Source organism: Streptomyces sp. PA03-3a, assembly GCF_033792735.1.
Classification (GTDB): Bacteria; Actinomycetota; Actinomycetes; order Streptomycetales; family Streptomycetaceae; genus Actinacidiphila.
Genome location: NZ_JARAVM010000002.1, coordinates 79,423 through 96,151, shown reverse-complemented (window position 1 = coordinate 96,151; position 16,729 = coordinate 79,423). Strand labels below are relative to the sequence as shown.

The 16,729-nt window shown below is 72.6% G+C and carries 16 protein-coding genes and 1 pseudogene; 11 read left to right on the top strand and 6 right to left on the bottom strand.

Annotation, left to right across the window (positions count from 1 at the left end; genetic code table 11):
- The first annotated feature begins 86 nt into the window (after window positions 1-86).
- From PV342_RS02640 to PV342_RS02625, 4 genes are all read left to right on the top strand, one after another.
- The gene (locus tag PV342_RS02640) at window positions 87-1,763 is read left to right on the top strand and encodes an AMP-binding protein (RefSeq protein WP_500315722.1); all 1,677 of its coding nucleotides are present in this window, start codon (window positions 87-89) and stop codon (window positions 1,761-1,763) included.
- Entirely contained in the window at window positions 1,760-3,385 is a 1,626-nt protein-coding gene (locus PV342_RS02635; protein WP_400795984.1) for an AMP-binding protein, read from the top strand. The genes PV342_RS02640 and PV342_RS02635 overlap by 4 nt, the downstream gene beginning before the upstream one ends.
- Before the next feature lie 181 nt (window positions 3,386-3,566).
- Window positions 3,567-4,091 (top strand): hypothetical protein, encoded by a 525-nt coding sequence (locus PV342_RS02630; protein WP_400795987.1) that lies wholly within the window; start codon window positions 3,567-3,569, stop codon window positions 4,089-4,091.
- A gap of 226 nt (window positions 4,092-4,317) precedes the next feature.
- Entirely contained in the window at window positions 4,318-5,415 is a 1,098-nt protein-coding gene (locus PV342_RS02625; RefSeq protein ID WP_500315721.1) for a ricin-type beta-trefoil lectin domain protein, read from the top strand.
- 31 nt (window positions 5,416-5,446) lie between these two features.
- Here PV342_RS02625 and PV342_RS02620 read toward each other — a convergent pair whose 3' ends face one another.
- A complete protein-coding gene (locus PV342_RS02620) occupies window positions 5,447-6,217 on the bottom strand; it encodes an LppU/SCO3897 family protein (RefSeq protein WP_400795993.1) in 771 nt (256 codons plus the stop codon).
- Window positions 6,218-6,454: 237 nt separating this feature from the next.
- Here PV342_RS02620 and gcl point away from each other — a divergent pair, with 237 nt between their 5' ends.
- The gene (gcl, locus tag PV342_RS02615; RefSeq protein ID WP_500315720.1) at window positions 6,455-8,242 is read left to right on the top strand and encodes a glyoxylate carboligase; all 1,788 of its coding nucleotides are present in this window, start codon (window positions 6,455-6,457) and stop codon (window positions 8,240-8,242) included.
- A 113-nt stretch (window positions 8,243-8,355) separates the two neighbouring features.
- Here the strand turns inward: gcl and PV342_RS02610 are convergent, their stop codons facing one another.
- The 4 genes from PV342_RS02610 to PV342_RS02595 all read right to left on the bottom strand — a co-directional run bounded on the left by PV342_RS02610 (window position 8,356) and on the right by PV342_RS02595 (window position 11,824).
- The gene (locus tag PV342_RS02610) at window positions 8,356-8,901 is read right to left on the bottom strand and encodes an EF-hand domain-containing protein (RefSeq protein ID WP_018563089.1); all 546 of its coding nucleotides are present in this window, start codon (window positions 8,899-8,901) and stop codon (window positions 8,356-8,358) included.
- 128 nt (window positions 8,902-9,029) lie between these two features.
- Window positions 9,030-9,758 (bottom strand): hypothetical protein, encoded by a 729-nt coding sequence (locus PV342_RS02605; protein WP_400795998.1) that lies wholly within the window; start codon window positions 9,756-9,758, stop codon window positions 9,030-9,032.
- 320 nt (window positions 9,759-10,078) lie between these two features.
- Window positions 10,079-10,978, bottom strand: a complete 900-nt coding sequence (locus PV342_RS02600) for a 2-hydroxy-3-oxopropionate reductase (RefSeq protein WP_396348249.1) — start codon at window positions 10,976-10,978, stop codon at window positions 10,079-10,081.
- Between the two features lie 15 nt (window positions 10,979-10,993).
- Window positions 10,994-11,824: a TIM barrel protein gene (locus PV342_RS02595; RefSeq protein WP_018563086.1), complete on the bottom strand. Its 831-nt coding sequence runs from the start codon at window positions 11,822-11,824 to the stop codon at window positions 10,994-10,996.
- Between the two features lie 118 nt (window positions 11,825-11,942).
- On the opposite strand from PV342_RS02595, the gene PV342_RS02590 reads away from it, so the two are divergent.
- Together PV342_RS02590 and PV342_RS02585 are read left to right on the top strand one after the other, a co-directional pair.
- Window positions 11,943-12,194, top strand: coding sequence for a YkoF family thiamine-binding protein (locus PV342_RS02590; protein ID WP_329185034.1), 252 nt, complete (start codon window positions 11,943-11,945; stop codon window positions 12,192-12,194).
- On the top strand, window positions 12,191-12,571 hold the full coding sequence (locus tag PV342_RS02585) for a helix-turn-helix domain-containing protein (protein WP_361009205.1): 381 nt from the start codon (window positions 12,191-12,193) through the stop codon (window positions 12,569-12,571). Before PV342_RS02590 ends, PV342_RS02585 begins: the two co-directional genes overlap by 4 nt.
- A gap of 34 nt (window positions 12,572-12,605) precedes the next feature.
- Here PV342_RS02585 and PV342_RS02580 read toward each other — a convergent pair.
- Window positions 12,606-13,171, bottom strand: a pseudogene (locus tag PV342_RS02580) (dihydrofolate reductase family protein).
- Between the two features lie 283 nt (window positions 13,172-13,454).
- Between PV342_RS02580 and uraD the strand changes: the two are divergent.
- The 4 genes from uraD to PV342_RS02560 are packed head-to-tail and all read left to right on the top strand — an operon-like array spanning window position 13,455 to window position 16,648.
- The gene (gene uraD, locus PV342_RS02575) at window positions 13,455-13,967 is read left to right on the top strand and encodes a 2-oxo-4-hydroxy-4-carboxy-5-ureidoimidazoline decarboxylase (protein WP_433425085.1); all 513 of its coding nucleotides are present in this window, start codon (window positions 13,455-13,457) and stop codon (window positions 13,965-13,967) included.
- Window positions 13,964-14,356 (top strand): hydroxyisourate hydrolase, encoded by a 393-nt coding sequence (uraH, locus tag PV342_RS02570; RefSeq protein WP_329185028.1) that lies wholly within the window; start codon window positions 13,964-13,966, stop codon window positions 14,354-14,356. The genes uraD and uraH overlap by 4 nt, the downstream gene beginning before the upstream one ends.
- 7 nt (window positions 14,357-14,363) lie before the next feature.
- Window positions 14,364-15,251, top strand: a complete 888-nt coding sequence (pucL, locus tag PV342_RS02565; RefSeq protein WP_400796015.1) for a factor-independent urate hydroxylase — start codon at window positions 14,364-14,366, stop codon at window positions 15,249-15,251.
- Window positions 15,252-15,262: 11 nt separating this feature from the next.
- Window positions 15,263-16,648, top strand: a complete 1,386-nt coding sequence (locus PV342_RS02560; protein ID WP_386986673.1) for an 8-oxoguanine deaminase — start codon at window positions 15,263-15,265, stop codon at window positions 16,646-16,648.
- Window positions 16,649-16,729 lie beyond the last annotated feature (81 nt).

Here is a 16,729-nt window from a genome sequence, read left to right as displayed (position 1 = left end):
CGCTTCCTCACCCCCGTTCGGGGGTAGTGAGAGCCTCGTCACTGACAGCAGGATGCTACCGAGGGGGCCGGCGACGAGGAGGACACATGACGGCAACCAGCCGGACGGAAGAGTTCCGGGCGGCCCGGGACTTCCTGCTGCGCCACCGCGAGGACTACCGGGCGGCGTACGAGGGCTTCCGCTGGCCGCGTCCGGAGCACTTCAACTGGGCGCTGGACTGGTTCGACGTCATCGCCCGTGACAACGACCGCCCCGCGCTGCACATCGTCGAGGAGGACGGCACCGAGTCGGTCGTCTCCTTCGCCGCGATGTCCGAGCGCTCCGCCCGGGTCGCGAACCGGCTGCGCGGCCTCGGGGTGGGCGCGGGCGACCGGATCGTGGTCATGCTCGGCAACCAGACCGAGCTGTGGGAGACCGCCCTCGCCGCCATGAAGCTGCGCGCCGTCGTCATCCCGGCCACCCCGCTGCTCGGTCCCGCAGACCTCACCGACCGCGTCGAGCGCGGCCGGGCCCGGCACGTGATCGTCCGGGCCGCCGACACGGCGAAGTTCGAGCAGGTGCCGGGGGAGTACACCAGGATCGCCGTCGGCGGCGCGCCCGCGGGCTGGCACGCCTACGAGGACGCCTACGACGCCCCCGCGGACTTCACGCCCGACGGGGACACCCGCGGCGACGACCCGCTGATGCTCTACTTCACCTCGGGCACCACCGCCAAGCCCAAGCTCGTCGAGCAGACCCACCTGTCCTACCCGGTGGGCCACCTGGCGACGATGTACTGGATCGGCCTGCGCCCCGGCGACGTCCACCTCAACATCTCCTCGCCCGGCTGGGCCAAGCACGCCTGGTCCAACCTCTTCGCCCCGTGGAACGCCGAGGCGACGGTCTTCATCCACAACTACACGCGCTTCGACGCGGGCCGTCTGATGGCGGAGATGGACCGGGCCGGCGTCACCAGCTTCTGCGCGCCGCCCACCGTCTGGCGGATGCTGATCCAGGCCGACCTCGGCGTGCTGCGCACCCCGCCGCGCGAGGTCGTCGCCGCCGGCGAGCCGCTCAACCCCGAGGTCATCGAGCACGTGCGGCGCGCCTGGGGTCTCACCATCCGGGACGGCTTCGGCCAGACCGAGACGGCCGTCCAGGTCTCCAACCCGCCCGGCCAGCCGCTCAAGCCGGGCTCCATGGGCCGCCCCAGCCCCGGCTACGTCGTGGAGCTCGTCGACCCCGTCACCGGCAAGCCCGGCGACGAGGGGGAGATCTGCCTCGACCTGTCCACCCGTCCGGTGGGCCTGATGACCGGCTACGAGGGCGACCCGGAGCGCACCGCCGAGGCCATGGCCGGCGGCTGGTATCGCACCGGCGACATCGGCTCCCGCGACGCCGAGGGCTACATCACCTACATCGGGCGCGCCGACGACGTCTTCAAGGCCTCCGACTACAAGATCTCCCCCTTCGAGCTGGAGAGCGCCCTGCTGGAGCACGAGTGCGTGGCAGAGGCCGCCGTCGTCCCGGCGCCCGACCCGCTGCGGCTGGCCGTGCCCAAGGCGTACGTCGTCCTGGCCGAGGGCTGGGAGCCGGGACCGCAGACCGCGGCGGCGCTGTTCGCGCACTCGCGGGCCGTGCTCGCCCCGTACAAGCGGGTGCGGCGCATCGAGTTCGCAGAGCTGCCCAAGACCGTGTCCGGCAAGATCCGCCGCATCGAGCTGCGGCAGCGCACCGCCGAGGGGGCGGTCGGCACCGAGTACCGCGAGGAGGACCACCGGTGAGCACCCCCGCGACCCCCGTCGAGCCGTCCTACGCGAGCGGCACCGGCACCACGCCCCTGCTCGGCGACACCATCGGCCGCAACCTGGACCGGGCGGTCGCCGCCTGGCCGGACCGCGACGCGCTGGTCGACGTGCCCAGCGGCCGCCGCTGGACGTACGCGCAGTTCGGCGCCGCCGTCGACGACGTGGCGCGCGGCCTGCTCGCCAAGGGCGTCGGCAAGGGCGACCGGGTGGGCATCTGGGCGGTCAACTGCCCGGAGTGGGTGCTCGTCCAGTACGCCACCGCCCGCATCGGCGCGATCATGGTCAACATCAATCCGGCGTACCGCGTCCACGAACTGGCCTTCGTGCTCGACCAGGCCGGCATCGAGGTGCTGGTCGCCTCCACCGCGTTCAAGTCCAGCGACTACCGCGCCATGGTGGAGCAGGTGCGCGGCGAGTGCCGCTCGCTGACCGAGGTCGTGTACATCGGCGACCCCACATGGGACACCCTCGTCGAGGCCGGGGCGAACGTCCCGTACGAGCAACTCATGGAGCGCGGGTCGGAGCTGTCCTGCGACGACCCCGTCAACATCCAGTACACCTCGGGCACGACAGGCTTCCCCAAGGGCGCGACCCTCTCCCACCACAACATCCTCAACAACGGCTACTTCGTGGGCGAACTGGTCGGCTACACCGAACAGGACCGGGTCTGCCTGCCGGTGCCCTTCTACCACTGCTTCGGCATGGTCATGGGGAACCTGGGCGCCACCTCGCACGGCGCCTGCATCGTCATCCCCGCGCCCGGCTTCGACCCGGCGGCGACGTTGCGCGCGGTCGAACAGGAGCGCTGCACCTCGCTGTACGGGGTGCCGACGATGTTCATCGCCGAGCTCAACCTGCCCGACTTCGCGGGCTACGACCTCTCCTCGCTGCGCACCGGCATCATGGCGGGCTCGCCCTGCCCGGTCGAGGTGATGAAGCGGGTCGTCGCCGAGATGCACATGGCCGAGGTGTCCATCTGCTACGGCATGACCGAGACCTCGCCGGTCTCCACGCAGACCCGCCGGGACGACGACCTCGAGCGCCGCACCGGCACCGTCGGCCGGGTACTTCCGCACGTCGAGGTCAAGGTCGTCGGGCCGGACGGCGTGACGGTGCCGCGCGGCACGGCGGGCGAACTGTGCACCCGCGGGTACTCGGTGATGCTGGGCTACTGGGACGAGCCGGACAAGACCGCGGAGGCGATCGACGCCGGCCGCTGGATGCACACCGGCGACCTGGCCGTGATGCGGGAGGACGGGTACCTGCAGATCGTCGGCCGGATCAAGGACATGATCATCCGCGGTGGGGAGAACGTCTACCCGCGCGAGATCGAGGAGTTCCTCTACGCCCACCCGAAGATCGCGGACGTCCAGGTGGTGGGCGTCCCCGACGAGCGGTACGGCGAGGAGATCCTGGCCTGCGTCATCCTCAAGGACCCGGCGTCCGCGCTCACCGTCGAGGAGCTCGGCGAGTTCTGCCGCGGCCGGCTCGCCCACTACAAGGTCCCGCGCCACCTGCGGCTGATGGACGCCTTCCCGATGACCGTCAGCGGCAAGGTCCGCAAGGTCGAACTGCGGGAGTCCTTCCGCCCCGTGTGAGTTCCGCCGGCCGCCGCGGCCCGCGGAGCCGGGTCGGTGCAGGGCGCCCGCCGGGCACGTCGCGGTCCCGCCCCGCGCGCGCCGAGGGTGCCGTTCCCGCGGGTGATCACGCGCGCCACCGCAGCCGCCGCCGCTACCCTGGCAACACACCTGCCACGTACGGGAGATGGGGGCGACGGGGATGGATCACTGGGAGGACGTCCGGCCGGGGGGCGGTGACCAGTCCGCCATTCCGGAGCTGGTGTCCGCCGTGGTCGGCGCGGGCGGGGTGGTCCTGCTCAGCTCGTTCATGCAGGCGGTGGGGACCAGGCTCGGCGAGATCACCGCCACGCGCATGGGCGGCCGCGGCTTCTGGCGGCGGCGCGCGGTCACCGAGGAGGAGCAGACGGCGACCGCCTTCATCGCGGCGGTGAGGAAGCTCGGTTCGGTCCGGCGCGAGGGCGGCGGGGTGCTGCGGCTCGAGGACGAGGGCTCCGGGACCACGGTGCAGGTGCACCCGTTGCTGCCGGTCGGGGCGATCGGCCAGTTCCAGCGACTCGATCTGAGCCACCCGGAGGTCGCCGGCCTGGAGATCGCCTGGACCGACACCCTCGGCGACCACCCGCAGGGCGTCTGGGCCACCACGGGCGGCGCCGGGGGCGCCGGCACCCGCTACCTGTGGAACGACGTCCGCCGCACCTGGGAGCCCCACCGGCGCACGCCCTGAGGGACACCGTCGCCCGCGGAGCACCCGCAGTTCATGCGACGGCCACCGTGCCGTCACGGTGCGCGTCGTCCCGGCCGGGAGTGATTGCTAGGGTGCTTGCTGCGCTGCCGCGGAGACCCCCTTGCGGGGTGACGGTGCGGCGCGGATGCCCCGGGGGACGGATGTGCCCGCGCCCCGGCCCACGTGGCGGGGCGGCTCTTGGCACATCTTGGGTTTGGAAGGATTCATGACGGCTTCTCCCGACGATCCGGCGGGCGGCGAGGCCCCGGAGGCGGGCTCCCCCGCCGGTACGGCGCTTCCCCGGCGGACCCGCAGGACGTCCGCGATCGCGGACGCCTCCGCCACCACCAGCCGGACCCCCACGGACTGGAACGGCGGCGACGCCTCCACGTTGCGGGCCCGGCAGACCGCCGCCGCCCTGCCGGAGCGTCAGGAGGAGGACGTGGAGCAGGAGTCCACCTACGCGGACGGCTTCGCCGCGGGGCTCGCCTTCGCGTCCCGCCCCGCACCCGGCGCCGACGAGGGGCGCGCCGCGCAGGCGGCCGCGGGGACCGCCCCGCAGGCGCCGCACCGCGGTGCTGCCGCGGCGAAGCGCCGTGCCCGGTCCCGCCCGCTCCTGCTGCTCGGCGGGGGCCTGGCGGTCGGTGTGCTCGTCTGCGTGCCGTTCCTCGTACGGGGTTCGGGCGGGGAGGAGCGCGGCGCGGCCGCCGTCACCCTCGCCGACGAGGACCCGGCGTTCGAGACCCCCGGGACCGGCCCGGCCACCGCGAGCCCGCACGGCGGGCGGTCGCCGTCCCCCGGCGACACCCCCCGGCGGCGGGCGGAGTCCGGTTCCCCGGACGGGCCGACCGCCACCCCGAGCGTGAGCGGGGGCAAGGCCACCCCCCGCGCCACGGGCGGGGGATCGACGCAGCAGCCGGCCGCGGGGCCTTCGCACTCCGCCGCCGTCTCCGGCACGGCGATCCGCAGCCACGACTCGGGCCGGTGTATCGACGGCAGCCCCCCGTGGGGCAGTCCGCTGCAGCTCTGGGACTGCACGGGCAGCGCGGCGCAGTCCTGGCAGATCAAGCCCGACGGCAGCGTCCACTCCCGGGGCCAGTGCATGGACATCGCGGGCGGTTCGCGGGACGACGGCGCGGCGGTCCAACTGGTCGACTGCAACGGCACCGGTGCCCAGCAGTTCCGCCTCAACGCCGCTCACGACCTGGTCAACGTCCAGGCGGACAAGTGCGTCGAGGCGGAGGACTCGCCGGGGGTCAACGGCACCAGGCTGCGGCTGTGGAGTTGCAGCGGCCGGGACAACCAGAAGTGGAGCCGCGGCTGACCGCCGGTCCGGCGGTAGGCGCGGGCGGCGGTCAGGTGTTGTCGTTCCGCGCCAGGCACAGCACGTACTTGCTCGAGCCGCGCTCCGCTCGCAACGTGGCCACCGTGCGCGGGTAGGCGGCGCACCCGCCGGTGTCGGTGGTGTTGTCGAAGCGCCCGACGACCTCGAACTCGGCCTTCGCGGAACCGCAGTCGACGACCGAGACGTCGGGGAAGAGGACTTCTCCGTTGCTGTGGACGCAGTCGCCGACCTCGGCGTACTCGGGGTCGTTGTGGAGCAGCAGCCAGCCGCCGCCGATGAGGATGACGGGTATCAGCAGGCCCAGGGCGGTGGGGCGGAGGAAGATCGGCCGGCCGGGGTCGGCGGGCGTGCCGGGGGCGCCGGGGACCGGCTCGGCCAGGCGGCTGATCTTCCAGCGCTGGAACAGGTTGACCAGCAGGGTGAGCGGGTTGAACAGCATCGAGGCCGGACTCCACCAGCCCTGCACCAGGCTGTCGGAGACCATCTCGCGGTGCTTGGCGATTCCGCAGCGCCGGCAGAACGGGGCCCGGATCTTCAGGAAACGCATCATCACGACCATGCCCTGGTGGCCTCGGACGGTCGCCTGGACCGCCGGCACCGAGCCGCAGAACAGGCAGGAGCGTCCGTAACCCGGCACTTCCTGCCCGAAGGGCGGCAGCGGCCTCGGCCGGGCGGCCGGGGGCGCCGCCGGTGCCTGCGGCTCTGCCTGCGTCTGCGTGTGCGCCTGCGGCGGGGGAGCTGACGGCTGGGACTGTGCGGGCGATGGTGTCGGCGTGGTCAAGGAGATCACCTGGGGTCCATGTGAAGCCGATGTGAAGGGCGAGCGGAACCCTAGTGGGTGGTACCGACATCGATCGAGGCGATTACCGAACGGCTTTGGCGTCTGCTTCTTGACCCGCGAGCCGGGGGCGTCCTATGTTCGCAGTAGTTCCGCATGACAAAAGAAGACTTCCGCAATGCGAAATGTGGAGCACCGGGCGCGACAACCTGGACCGCAGGACGACGCAGGAGTGACCGAATGCCTCGAATGACCGCCGCCCGAGCGGCAGTGGAGATCCTCAAGCGCGAGGGCGTGGACACCGCGTTCGGCGTGCCCGGCGCCGCGATCAACCCCTTCTACGCCGCCCTCAAGGCCGCCGGAGGCATCCAGCACACGCTGGCCCGGCACGTGGAGGGCGCCTCCCACATGGCCGAGGGCTACACGCGCACCGCCCCCGGCAACATCGGCGTCTGCATCGGCACGTCGGGCCCCGCGGGCACCGACATGATCACCGGCCTCTACTCGGCGACCGGCGACTCGATCCCGATCCTGTGCATCACCGGCCAGGCGCCCACCGCGGTGATCCACAAGGAGGACTTCCAGGCCGTGGACATCGCGTCCATCGCCGCTCCCGTGACGAAGGCGGCCACCACCGTCCTGGAGGCGGCCCAGGTCCCCGGGGTCTTCCAGAAGGCGTTCCACCTGATGCGCTCCGGCCGCCCCGGCCCGGTCCTGATCGACCTGCCGGTCGACGTCCAGCTCACCGAGATCGAGTTCGACCCCGACACGTACGAGCCGCTGCCGGTCTGGAAGCCCGCCGCCAGCCGCCGCCAGATCGAGAAGGCGCTCGCGATGATGGCCGCCGCCGAGCGGCCGCTGATCGTCGCGGGCGGCGGGGTGATCAACGCCGACGCGGCCGGTCTGCTGGTGGAGTTCGCCGAGCTGACCGGCACCCCGGTGGTGCCGACCCTGATGGGCTGGGGCGCCATCCCGGACGACCACGACCTCAACGCGGGCATGGTCGGTCTGCAGACCTCGCACCGCTACGGCAACGCGACCTTCCTGGAGTCGGACTTCGTCCTCGGCATCGGCAACCGCTGGGCCAACCGCCACACCGGCCGGATCGACGTCTACACCAAGGGCCGCACCTTCGTGCACGTCGACATCGAACCCACCCAGATCGGCAAGATCTTCGCCCCCGACTACGGGATCGCCTCCGACGCCGGCGTCGCGCTGGGGCTGTTCGTCGAGGTGGCCCGGGAGCTGAAGGCCGCCGGCGGACTGCCGGACCGCTCCGGCTGGGCCGCCTCCGCCCGGGAGCGCAAGGCGACCCTGCATCGCCGTACGCACTTCGACGACATCCCGATCAAGCCGCAGCGCGTGTACGAGGAGATGAACCGCGCCTTCGGCCCCGACACCCGGTACGTCACCACGATCGGCCTCTCCCAGATCGCCGGCGCGCAGATGCTGCACGTCTACCGGCCGCGCCACTGGATCAACTGCGGCCAGGCCGGCCCCCTCGGCTGGACCGTGCCGGCCGCCCTGGGCGTGGCGAAGGCCGACCCGGGGGCGCCGGTGGTGGCCCTTTCGGGCGACTACGACTTCCAGTTCATGATCGAGGAGCTCGCGGTCGGCGCGCAGCACCGGATCCCGTACGTCCACGTCCTGGTGAACAACGCCTACCTGGGCCTGATCCGGCAGGCCCAGCGGGCGTTCGACATCGACTTCGAGGTCAACCTGGAGTTCGAGAACGTCAACTCGCCCGAGCTGGGCGCCTACGGCGTCGACCATGTCAAGGTCGCCGAGGGCCTGGGCTGCAAGGCGATCCGGGTCACCGACCCGGACGGGCTCGGGGCCGCCTTCGAGCAGGCGAAGAAGCTCGCGGCCGAGTACCGGGTGCCGGTCGTCGTCGAGGCGATCCTGGAGCGGGTCACCAACATCTCCATGAGCGTCACCAACGACATCGGCAACGTCGTGGAGTTCGAGGAACTGGCCACCGAACCCGGCCACGCGCCCACCGAGATCATCCCGCTCACGGGCTCCTGATCCCGGGTCCGACCGCCGTGCCACCGGCCGCCCCGTCCTGACCTCCCGGGCGCGGCGGCCGGACTCCACGCACCGTCCCGGGCAGCCTCCCGGCGGGCCCGGACCGGTCCGTCCTACAGCGGCCCGAACAGCCAGTTGCCGGGGGCCTCGGGGTCGGTGCCGATGTAGTAGGCACGGATGGCCGCCACCAGTTCGGCGGTGCTCACACAGCCGTCGCCGTCGGTGTCGATGCGGTTGAAGGCGGCGGAGATGTCGCTGACGGGGGTGTTGAAGGCCCGCTGCAGGACCTCGAACTCACCGCGCACGACGTGGCCGTCGCCGTCGGTGTCGCACAGGTGCGCGACGGCTTCGGCCGCCGGATGGAAGACGGGGTCGAAGGCCGGTCCTTCGATGAAGGCCTTGGTCATCCCGTGGTGGTACTCCGCGGAGGACAGCCGCCCGTCGCGGTCTCTGTCGGCGTACGCCGCCAGCTCCGCCCAGACGGCGTCCAGGCGCACCGCCACCGCTTTGCCCTTGGGCGAGGTGGGCGACATGCCGAAGCCGTGGATCAGCCGCGCGCCGACGTCCTGGAAGTCGGCGCGCTCGGCATATCCGTTGCCGTCCGTGTCCAGACGGCGGAAGGATTTGTCGAGCTTGCGCTTCAGAAGGGCCGTAGACATCGCTGCGTCCTTGACGTAGTCCTGGATTGCCGTACGGAGGGGGAACCTCTCGATACTCCCCCGGGAGCGGCGGTCGCGCGACCCGAGTGACCACGGACGGTGAAGGGTTGGGCCGAGCTCGGCCCGGTTCAGGGCCTGGCGTGCGGGCCGGTCCTGATCAGGGCGTCGGCGGCGTCGTTGACCGGTTGCGGCGTGCCGGTGAGGTCCATGACGAACAGCGGCACCCCCAGCCGGTCCGCGCGCAGCCGGGCGTCGTGGGCGTAGCCGGCCAGGGAGAAGAAGGCGCCGGTGGAGTCCTCGTTGAGGCAGTTGAGCCAGAGGGTCTCGACGTCCCGCAGCGGCGTCGGCCGGGTCGTCGGGTCGACCTGGGCCACGACCCCGTCGCCGCGCAGGTCGATGCCGTTGGCCGACCGGTCCCCCGCGGTGCGCACGCCCGCGAAGCCGAGCCACTTCAGGTACTGCGCGGCGGCGGTGACGGCGTCCCGGGCGGTACGGATGGTCACCGGCCGGAACGGCGGCCGCGACGCCGCCGCCAAGGCCCCCGGGCCGGTCTGCCGCACCGGGGGGACGGGTCGCCGCGCGGGCGCCCGCAAGGCGCCGGTGTCCACCGGCAGCCGGACCACCGCCCCGCAGTCGCAGCCGAGTTCGGGCTGCGGCCACTGGTCGTCGCGGCCGCAGTCCGGGCAGCGCATGGCCACCCAGGAGTCGTCCCAGGACCGGTGGCGGATCTGCAGCGGGACGCCGCCGCGCAGGATCGGCAGGGCCAGCGGCGTGCCGCAGGCGCAGGGGAAGGTGGGCGCGGTGTAGGCGTGCTCCCGGCGGCAGGCCGGACAGCGCACGGGCACGCTCTCTGCCATGGTTCGCGACTCCTGGGCGGTGCGGGCGGTGCGGAGGGACGGCGGTGCTCGCCAGAACGGTGCTGCGCTCCATCGTCCCGCACCTGAAGCCCCTCGTGCACCCGTCTTCGCGTCCCCGGTCGCCGCGGACGCACCGCCGCCCGGGAACCCGTTCCGCGTCCGGCCCGGTCGCGGAACGGGTCCCCGGGCGGGGCCCGGCCCGCGCCGCCTCGACCTACCCCTCAGAAGCTCTCGGCGGCGCGGACGTTCGTGGTTCCGGGCGGCGGCGCCCCATCGGGCGCGACAGGACAGGTCGGGGCGCCGCCGCCCGGAAGTCGGGGTCAGCCGGTGACGGGCCGGCCGGACAGGCGCTCCACGCCGCGCAGCAGGGCGGAGTGGTCGAGGCCGCCGTCGCCCTGGGCCCGCAGCGAGGCGACGAGGTTCGCCACCACCGAGCCGACCGGCAGGGCGGCGCCGACGTTGCGGGCGGCGTCGGTGACGATGCCCATGTCCTTGTGGTGCAGGTCGATGCGGAAGCCCGGGGCGTACTCGCGGTCGAGGAAGTTGCGCTTCTTGCGGGTCAGCACCGTGGATCCGGCGAGGCCCCCGTTCAGCACCTCCAGGGCCGCGGCGAGGTCGACCCCGGACTTCTCCAGGAAGACCACGGCCTCGGCGCACGCCTGGATGTTCACCGCAACGATCAGCTGGTTGGCCGCCTTGACGGTCTGCCCGGCGCCGTGCGGACCGCACAGGACGACGGTCCTGCCGAGGGCCTCGAACAGGGGCCGCGCCTCGTCGAAGTCGGCCTGCTCGCCCCCCACCATGATCGAGAGCACCGCCTCGACGGCACCGGCCTCGCCCCCCGAGACGGGGGCGTCCAGGACCCGGACGCCCCTGGCGGCAGCGGCCGCGGCGAGGTCGACCGAGGTCTGCGGGGTGATCGACGACATGTCGATCAGCAGCGCGCCCGGCCGGGCGTTCGCCAGGATGCCGTCCTCGCCGTAGGCGACGGCCTCCACCTGGGGCGAGGCCGGGACCATGGTGACGATGACGTCGGCGTCCTTGACAGCCTCCGCGATAGAGCCCGCGGGGGTGCCGCCGGCCGCGGCCAGGCGGTCGAGCTTGTCCTGCTCCAGGGTGTGGCCGGTGACGGAGTACCCGGCCTTGATGAGGTTCTCCGACATCGGGGAGCCCATGATGCCGAGGCCGATCCACGCGACCGTGGGAAGTGGGGTGGTCATGATGTCCTCTCCGGATTACTTGTCGGCGTCGGCGAGCCAGTCGAAGGACGCGGCGCTGCCCTGCGGGCCCGGCTTGTACTCCAGGCCGACCCAGCCGTCGTAGCCCGCGTCGCGCAGCCGGCCCAGGAGGGCGGCCAGCGGCAGGGAGCCCGTACCGGGCGCGCCGCGGCCGGGATCGTCGGCGATCTGGACGTGGCCGGTGCGGTCCGCGTAGGCGTCGATCACGGCGGGCAGGTCCTCGCCGTTCATCGACAGGTGGTAGAGGTCGAGCAGGAACCTGGCGTTGCCCAGCCCCGTCTCGGCGTTGACCTTGTCGACCACCTCGACCGCGGCGGCCGCGCTCACCAGCGGATAGCGCGGCGACTCCGGCTTGTTGAGGGTCTCGACCAGCAGCACCGCGCCGACCCGGTCGGCCGCGTGCGCGGCCCGGACCAGGTTCTCCAGGGCGAGTTCGTCCTGCGCCTCGGGGCTCACGCCGTCCACGCGGTTGCCGTACAGCGCGTTGAGCGCCGTGCAGCCCACCGAGTGGGCGAAGTCGGCGGCGACGTCGATGTTGGCGCGGAAGCGCGCGGACTCCTCGCCCGGCACGGACAGGGCGCCGCGGTCGGGGCCGGGGAGCTCGCCCGCGTAGAAGTTCAGGCCCACCAGCTGGGTGCCGGCCTCCTGCAGCGCGTCGCGCAGGGCGTCGAGTTCGGACTGCGGAGGGCTCGGCATCCGGGTCCACGGCCACCACAGCTCGACCGCGGAGAAGCCGGCCGCGGCGGCGGCCGCGGGGCGCTCCAGGAGCGGGAGTTCGGTGAAAAGGATCGAGAGGTTCACATCGAAGCGCGTGGAGTCGAAGCCCATCACATGCGCCCTTCCGTAATACGGAAACTTGTTTCTACTTAACGGAAGACTCCCCGAGCGGGACGGCGGCTGTCAAGAGGGATGTTCCGGAAAGCCCCTGACCAGCTAGGTTGAAGGCGTGCGCCTGAGACTCGAATTCACCACCGAGCCGTTCGACCTGGACGAGCCGCCGCGGCACGCCGTGGTGGGCCGCGAGGTCCTGGAGGCGGCCGGCCTCGACGCCGTCGACGTCGGGCCCTTCGGCAACTCGGCCGAGGGCGGTACGGAGCAGGTGGTCGCCATGGTCGGCGACCTGCTGCGGCGCACCCTTCAGGCCGGTGCGACCCGGGTGTCGCTGCAGGTCAACGTCCTCGGCGAGGCGGAGCGGTGACCGGGCCGGCCGAGCATCCGTTCAGCGCGGCGATCAAGCCGCTCGCCGACGCCATGGGCGCGGAACTGGTGCCCCCCGGTGAGGCGCGCGGTGACGACGTCGTGCTCAGCTGGCAGGGCGCGGAGGTCGTGGCCGTACGGCTGCCGCACCTCGCGGACTCGCTCGACCACATCCTGGCCGACCTCGAACGCCGGCACGGCAAGGCGCTGTCCGAGCTGGAGCGCAAGGAGAAGCAGACGGTCGTCCGCATCCTGGAGGAGCGCGGCGCCTTCTCGGTGCGGCACGGGGTGGAGACGGTCGCCTCCGCGCTCGGCGTGAGCCGCTTCACCGTCTACAACTACCTCAACAGGGAGAACGCGGCGAAGGACGGCCGCTAGCCGCGTCGTCACGGCCTGTCGGGCGTGCCGCTGCTCAGCGCCTCGTCTCGTACCTGGTCAGGACCACGCCGCCGGGACATGTCCGCGTCTCCACCATGTTCAGGTTCACCCAGCTGTCCAGCGCGGTGAAGAACGGCGTGCCGCCGCCCACCAGGACCGGATGGACGGCGATCGCGTACTCGTCGATCAGTCCGGCGCGCATGGCCGCCCCTGCGAGCGTCGCGCCGCCGATGTTCATCGGGCCGCCGTCCTCGGCCTTGAGCCGGCTGATCTCCGCGATCGCGTCGCCGGTGACCAGGCGGGTGTTCCAGTCGACCTTGTCGACCGTCGAGGAGAACACCACCTTCGGCGTGTCCCGCCAGTTCCGCGCGAACTCGATCTCGCCGGTGTGGCGTCGGGCTGCCGGTCGCCGGTCGGCCAGTGGGAGCTCATCGCCTCCCACAGCCTGCGCCCGTACAGCGACAGGTCGCTCGCCTGCTCGTGGTCGAGCCACCACTGGAACAGCTCGGGGCTCGGCGGTCCGCTCCAGCCGATGGAGTCGCCGGCGGCGGCGATGTAGCCGTCCAGGGTCAGGTTCATGCGGTAGACCAGTTTCCGCATGGGTAGGCCTTCCGTCCGGGGGTGCCCGGTGTACGGACCGGCGCGGCGCGGGAAACTCATCGGTGCGCGCGCCGGACCCGCCGGTGGTCCTCGTGCCCGGAGCTCGTGGCGGTGTGCTCGGCCGGCACGGGCGGAGCCGCCTGGACTCGCCCCCCGCCCTCGCCGGCGCGGCACCATGGACAGGCCCTGCTTCACCGCGCGAGGCGTCCGTCCGGGCGTTGCGGGCCGCAACTTTTCAACAAACTGTTGACGTCGCGTGGTGGGCGCTCCTAGCGTGCACCTTGTGACTTCCAGCCCATCCCCGGGCCTGGCCCGGTTCAACGCCGCCGGCGGACCGGAGGCGATCGCGCTGCTGCACGAGGTCTGCGCGAGCCGCTCCTGGGGTGCCGCCGTCACGGCGGCCCGCCCGTACGACACCCTTGACGCGCTGCTCGCCGCCTCCGACGCCGCGACCGCCGGCCTCACGCCGGACGACCTGGCCGAGGCGATGGCGGGCCACCCGCCGATCGGCCGCCCCCGGCCCGGTGACCCGGTCTCCGCCCGCGAACAGGGCGGGGTGCGGGACTCCCAGCGCGAGGAACTGCTCGCGCTGAACCTCGCCTACCAGGAGCGGCACGGCCACGTCTTCCTCATCTGCGCCACCGGCAGGACCGGCGACCAGATGCTGGCCGCGCTCAAGGAGCGCATCGGCAACGACCCCGGCACCGAGCGCGAGACCGTCCGCACCGAACTGGCAAGGATCAACCGCGTCCGCCTCACCCGGCTCGTCGAGGCCGCGAAGGAGGACCCCGCATGACCTCCGTGTCCACCCACGTCCTGGACACCAGCGCCGGCCGCCCCGCGCGGGGCGTCGCCGTCACCCTGGCGGTACGTGCCGGAAGCGAGGCCCCCTGGGTGCCGCACGGCGCCTCGGCGACCGACGCCGACGGCCGCTGCAAGGACCTGCCCGACCCGCCGCGGGGCACGAGCCACGTACGGCTGGAGTTCGCCACCGAGCCCTACCTCACCCGCCAGAGCACCGACCACCGCAGTCGAGCCGAGGACCAGCAGGACGCCCCCCGCACCCGGGACAGCGGAGCCTTCTTCCCGGAGGTGGCGATCGTCTTCGCCGTCGAACCGGGCGAGCACTACCACGTGCCGCTGCTGCTCAACCCGTTCGGCTACTCCGTATACCGAGGGAGCTAGCACCGACATGTCGCCCACCCGACTCGGCCAGAACCAGTACGGCAAGGCGGAGACCCGCGTCGTCCGCGTCACCCGCGACGGCGCGACCCACCACGTCAAGGACCTCAACGTATCCGTCGCCCTCTCCGGCGCGATGGACGACGTCCACACTTCCGGCAGCAACGCCGCCGTGCTGCCCACCGACACCACCAAGAACACCGTCTTCGCCTTCGCCAAGCAGCACGGCATCGAGTCCGCCGAGCAGTTCGGCATCCACCTCGCCCGGCACTTCGTCACGAGCCAGGGGTCCATCGAGCGGGCCAGGATCCGCATCGAGCAGTACGACTGGGAGCGGATCACGCAGGAGCACTCCTTCGTCCGCGGCGGACGGGAGACCCGCACCACCGAGGTCACCTTCGACGGCGCGCGCTGGCAGGTCGTCTCCGGCTTGAAGGACCTCGTGGTCATGAACACCACCGACTCCGAGTTCTGGGGCTTCGTCAAGGACCGCTACACCACGCTGCCGGAGACCCGCGACCGCGTCCTCGCCACCGAGCTCACCGCCCGTTGGCGGTTCCACTGGACCCGCGACGAGGACCCCGCCCCGCGGTGGGAGCAGTCCTGGGCCGAGGTCCGCCGACACCTCCTCGACGCCTTCGCCGGCACCTACTCGCTCTCCCTGCAGCAGACGCTGTACGCGATGGGCGACCGGGTGCTCGAGCACCGCCCCGAGATCGACGAGGTGCGGCTCTCGCTCCCCAACAAGCACCACTTCCTGGTCGACCTCGAGCCGTTCGGTCTCAAGAACGACACCCCCGACAGCGCGGTGTACTTCGCGGCCGACCGCCCCTACGGCCTCATCGAGGGCACGGTCCTGCGCGACGGAACCGAGCCCCGCATCCCGGTGACGGACTGAGAGGCCACACCATGACCGCCCCAGCAGAGCGCATCGTCATCGAGAAGTGCGCCGTCGCCACCGTCGACGCGGACGACACCGAGTACCCGGCCGGCCACGTCGTCGTCGCCGGCGACCGCATCGAGTCCGTCGGCCCGGGCCCCGCCCCCGCCGGACTGGACGGCGTCGTACGGCGGGTGGACGGCACCGGCCACCTGCTCACCCCCGGCCTGGTCAACACCCACCACCACTTCTACCAGTGGATCACCCGGGGCCTGGCCACCGACCACAACCTCTTCGACTGGCTTGTCGCCCTCTACCCCACCTGGGCCCGCATCGACGAGGCGATGACCCACGCGGCCGCCCAGGGCTCGCTGGCGATGATGGCCCGCGGCGGCGTCACCACCGCCATGGACCACCACTACGTCTTCCCGCGCGGCACGGGTGACCTGTCCGGCTCCATCATCCGGGCCGCCGCCGCCATGGGCGTGCGCCTCACCCTCGCCCGCGGCTCGATGGACCGCGGCGAGTCCGACGGGGGACTGCCCCCGGACTTCGCCGTCGAGACCCTCGACGACGCCCTCGCCGCCACCGAGGAGACGATCGACAAGCACCACGACGCCTCGTTCGGCGCCATGACGCAGATCGCCGTCGCCCCCTGCTCGCCGTTCTCGGTCTCCACCGAACTGCTGCGCCAGGGAGCCGAACTCGCCCGGCGCAAGGGCGTGCGGCTGCACACCCACGGCAGTGAGACCGTGGAGGAGGAGCAGTTCTGCAGGGAACTGTTCGGCATGGGCCCCACGGACTACTTCGAGTCCACCGGATGGCTCGGCGAGGACGTGTGGATGGCGCACTGCGTCCACATGGCCGACCCCGACATCGCCGCCTTCGCCCGCACACGTACCGGCGTCGCCCACTGCCCGTCCTCCAACGCCCGCCTGGCCGCCGGCATCGCCCGTGTGCCGGACATGCTCGCGGCGGGCGTCCCGGTCGGGCTCGGCGTGGACGGCACCGCGTCCAACGAATCGGGCGAACTGCACACCGAGTTGCGCAACGCGCTGCTCATCAACCGCCTCGGCTCCCACCGCGAGGCCGCGCTGACCGCCCGCCAGGCACTGCGCCTGGGTACCTACGGCGGGGCCCGGGTGCTCGGCCGGGCGGAGGCGATCGGCTCCCTGGAGGCGGGCAAGCTCGCCGACCTCGTCCTGTGGCGGATGGACACCCTCGCCCACGCCTCGATCGCCGACCCCGTCGCCGCTCTCGTCCTCGGCGCGGCCGCCCCCGTCACGCTCTCCCTGGTGAACGGCCGGCCGGTGGTCGAGGACGGCCGCCTCGTCACCGCCGACGAGGACGCCATCGCGCGCGCCACCCGCGACGAGGCCCGGCGGCTCGCCCGGATCGCGGGCCTCACCGGCTGATCACCGCGCTCACCCGCGGACCCCGGTCGGGGGAGGGACGGCCCTTCGACCGGTGCCGGGTCCCGCCCCGCCCGGGGCGGG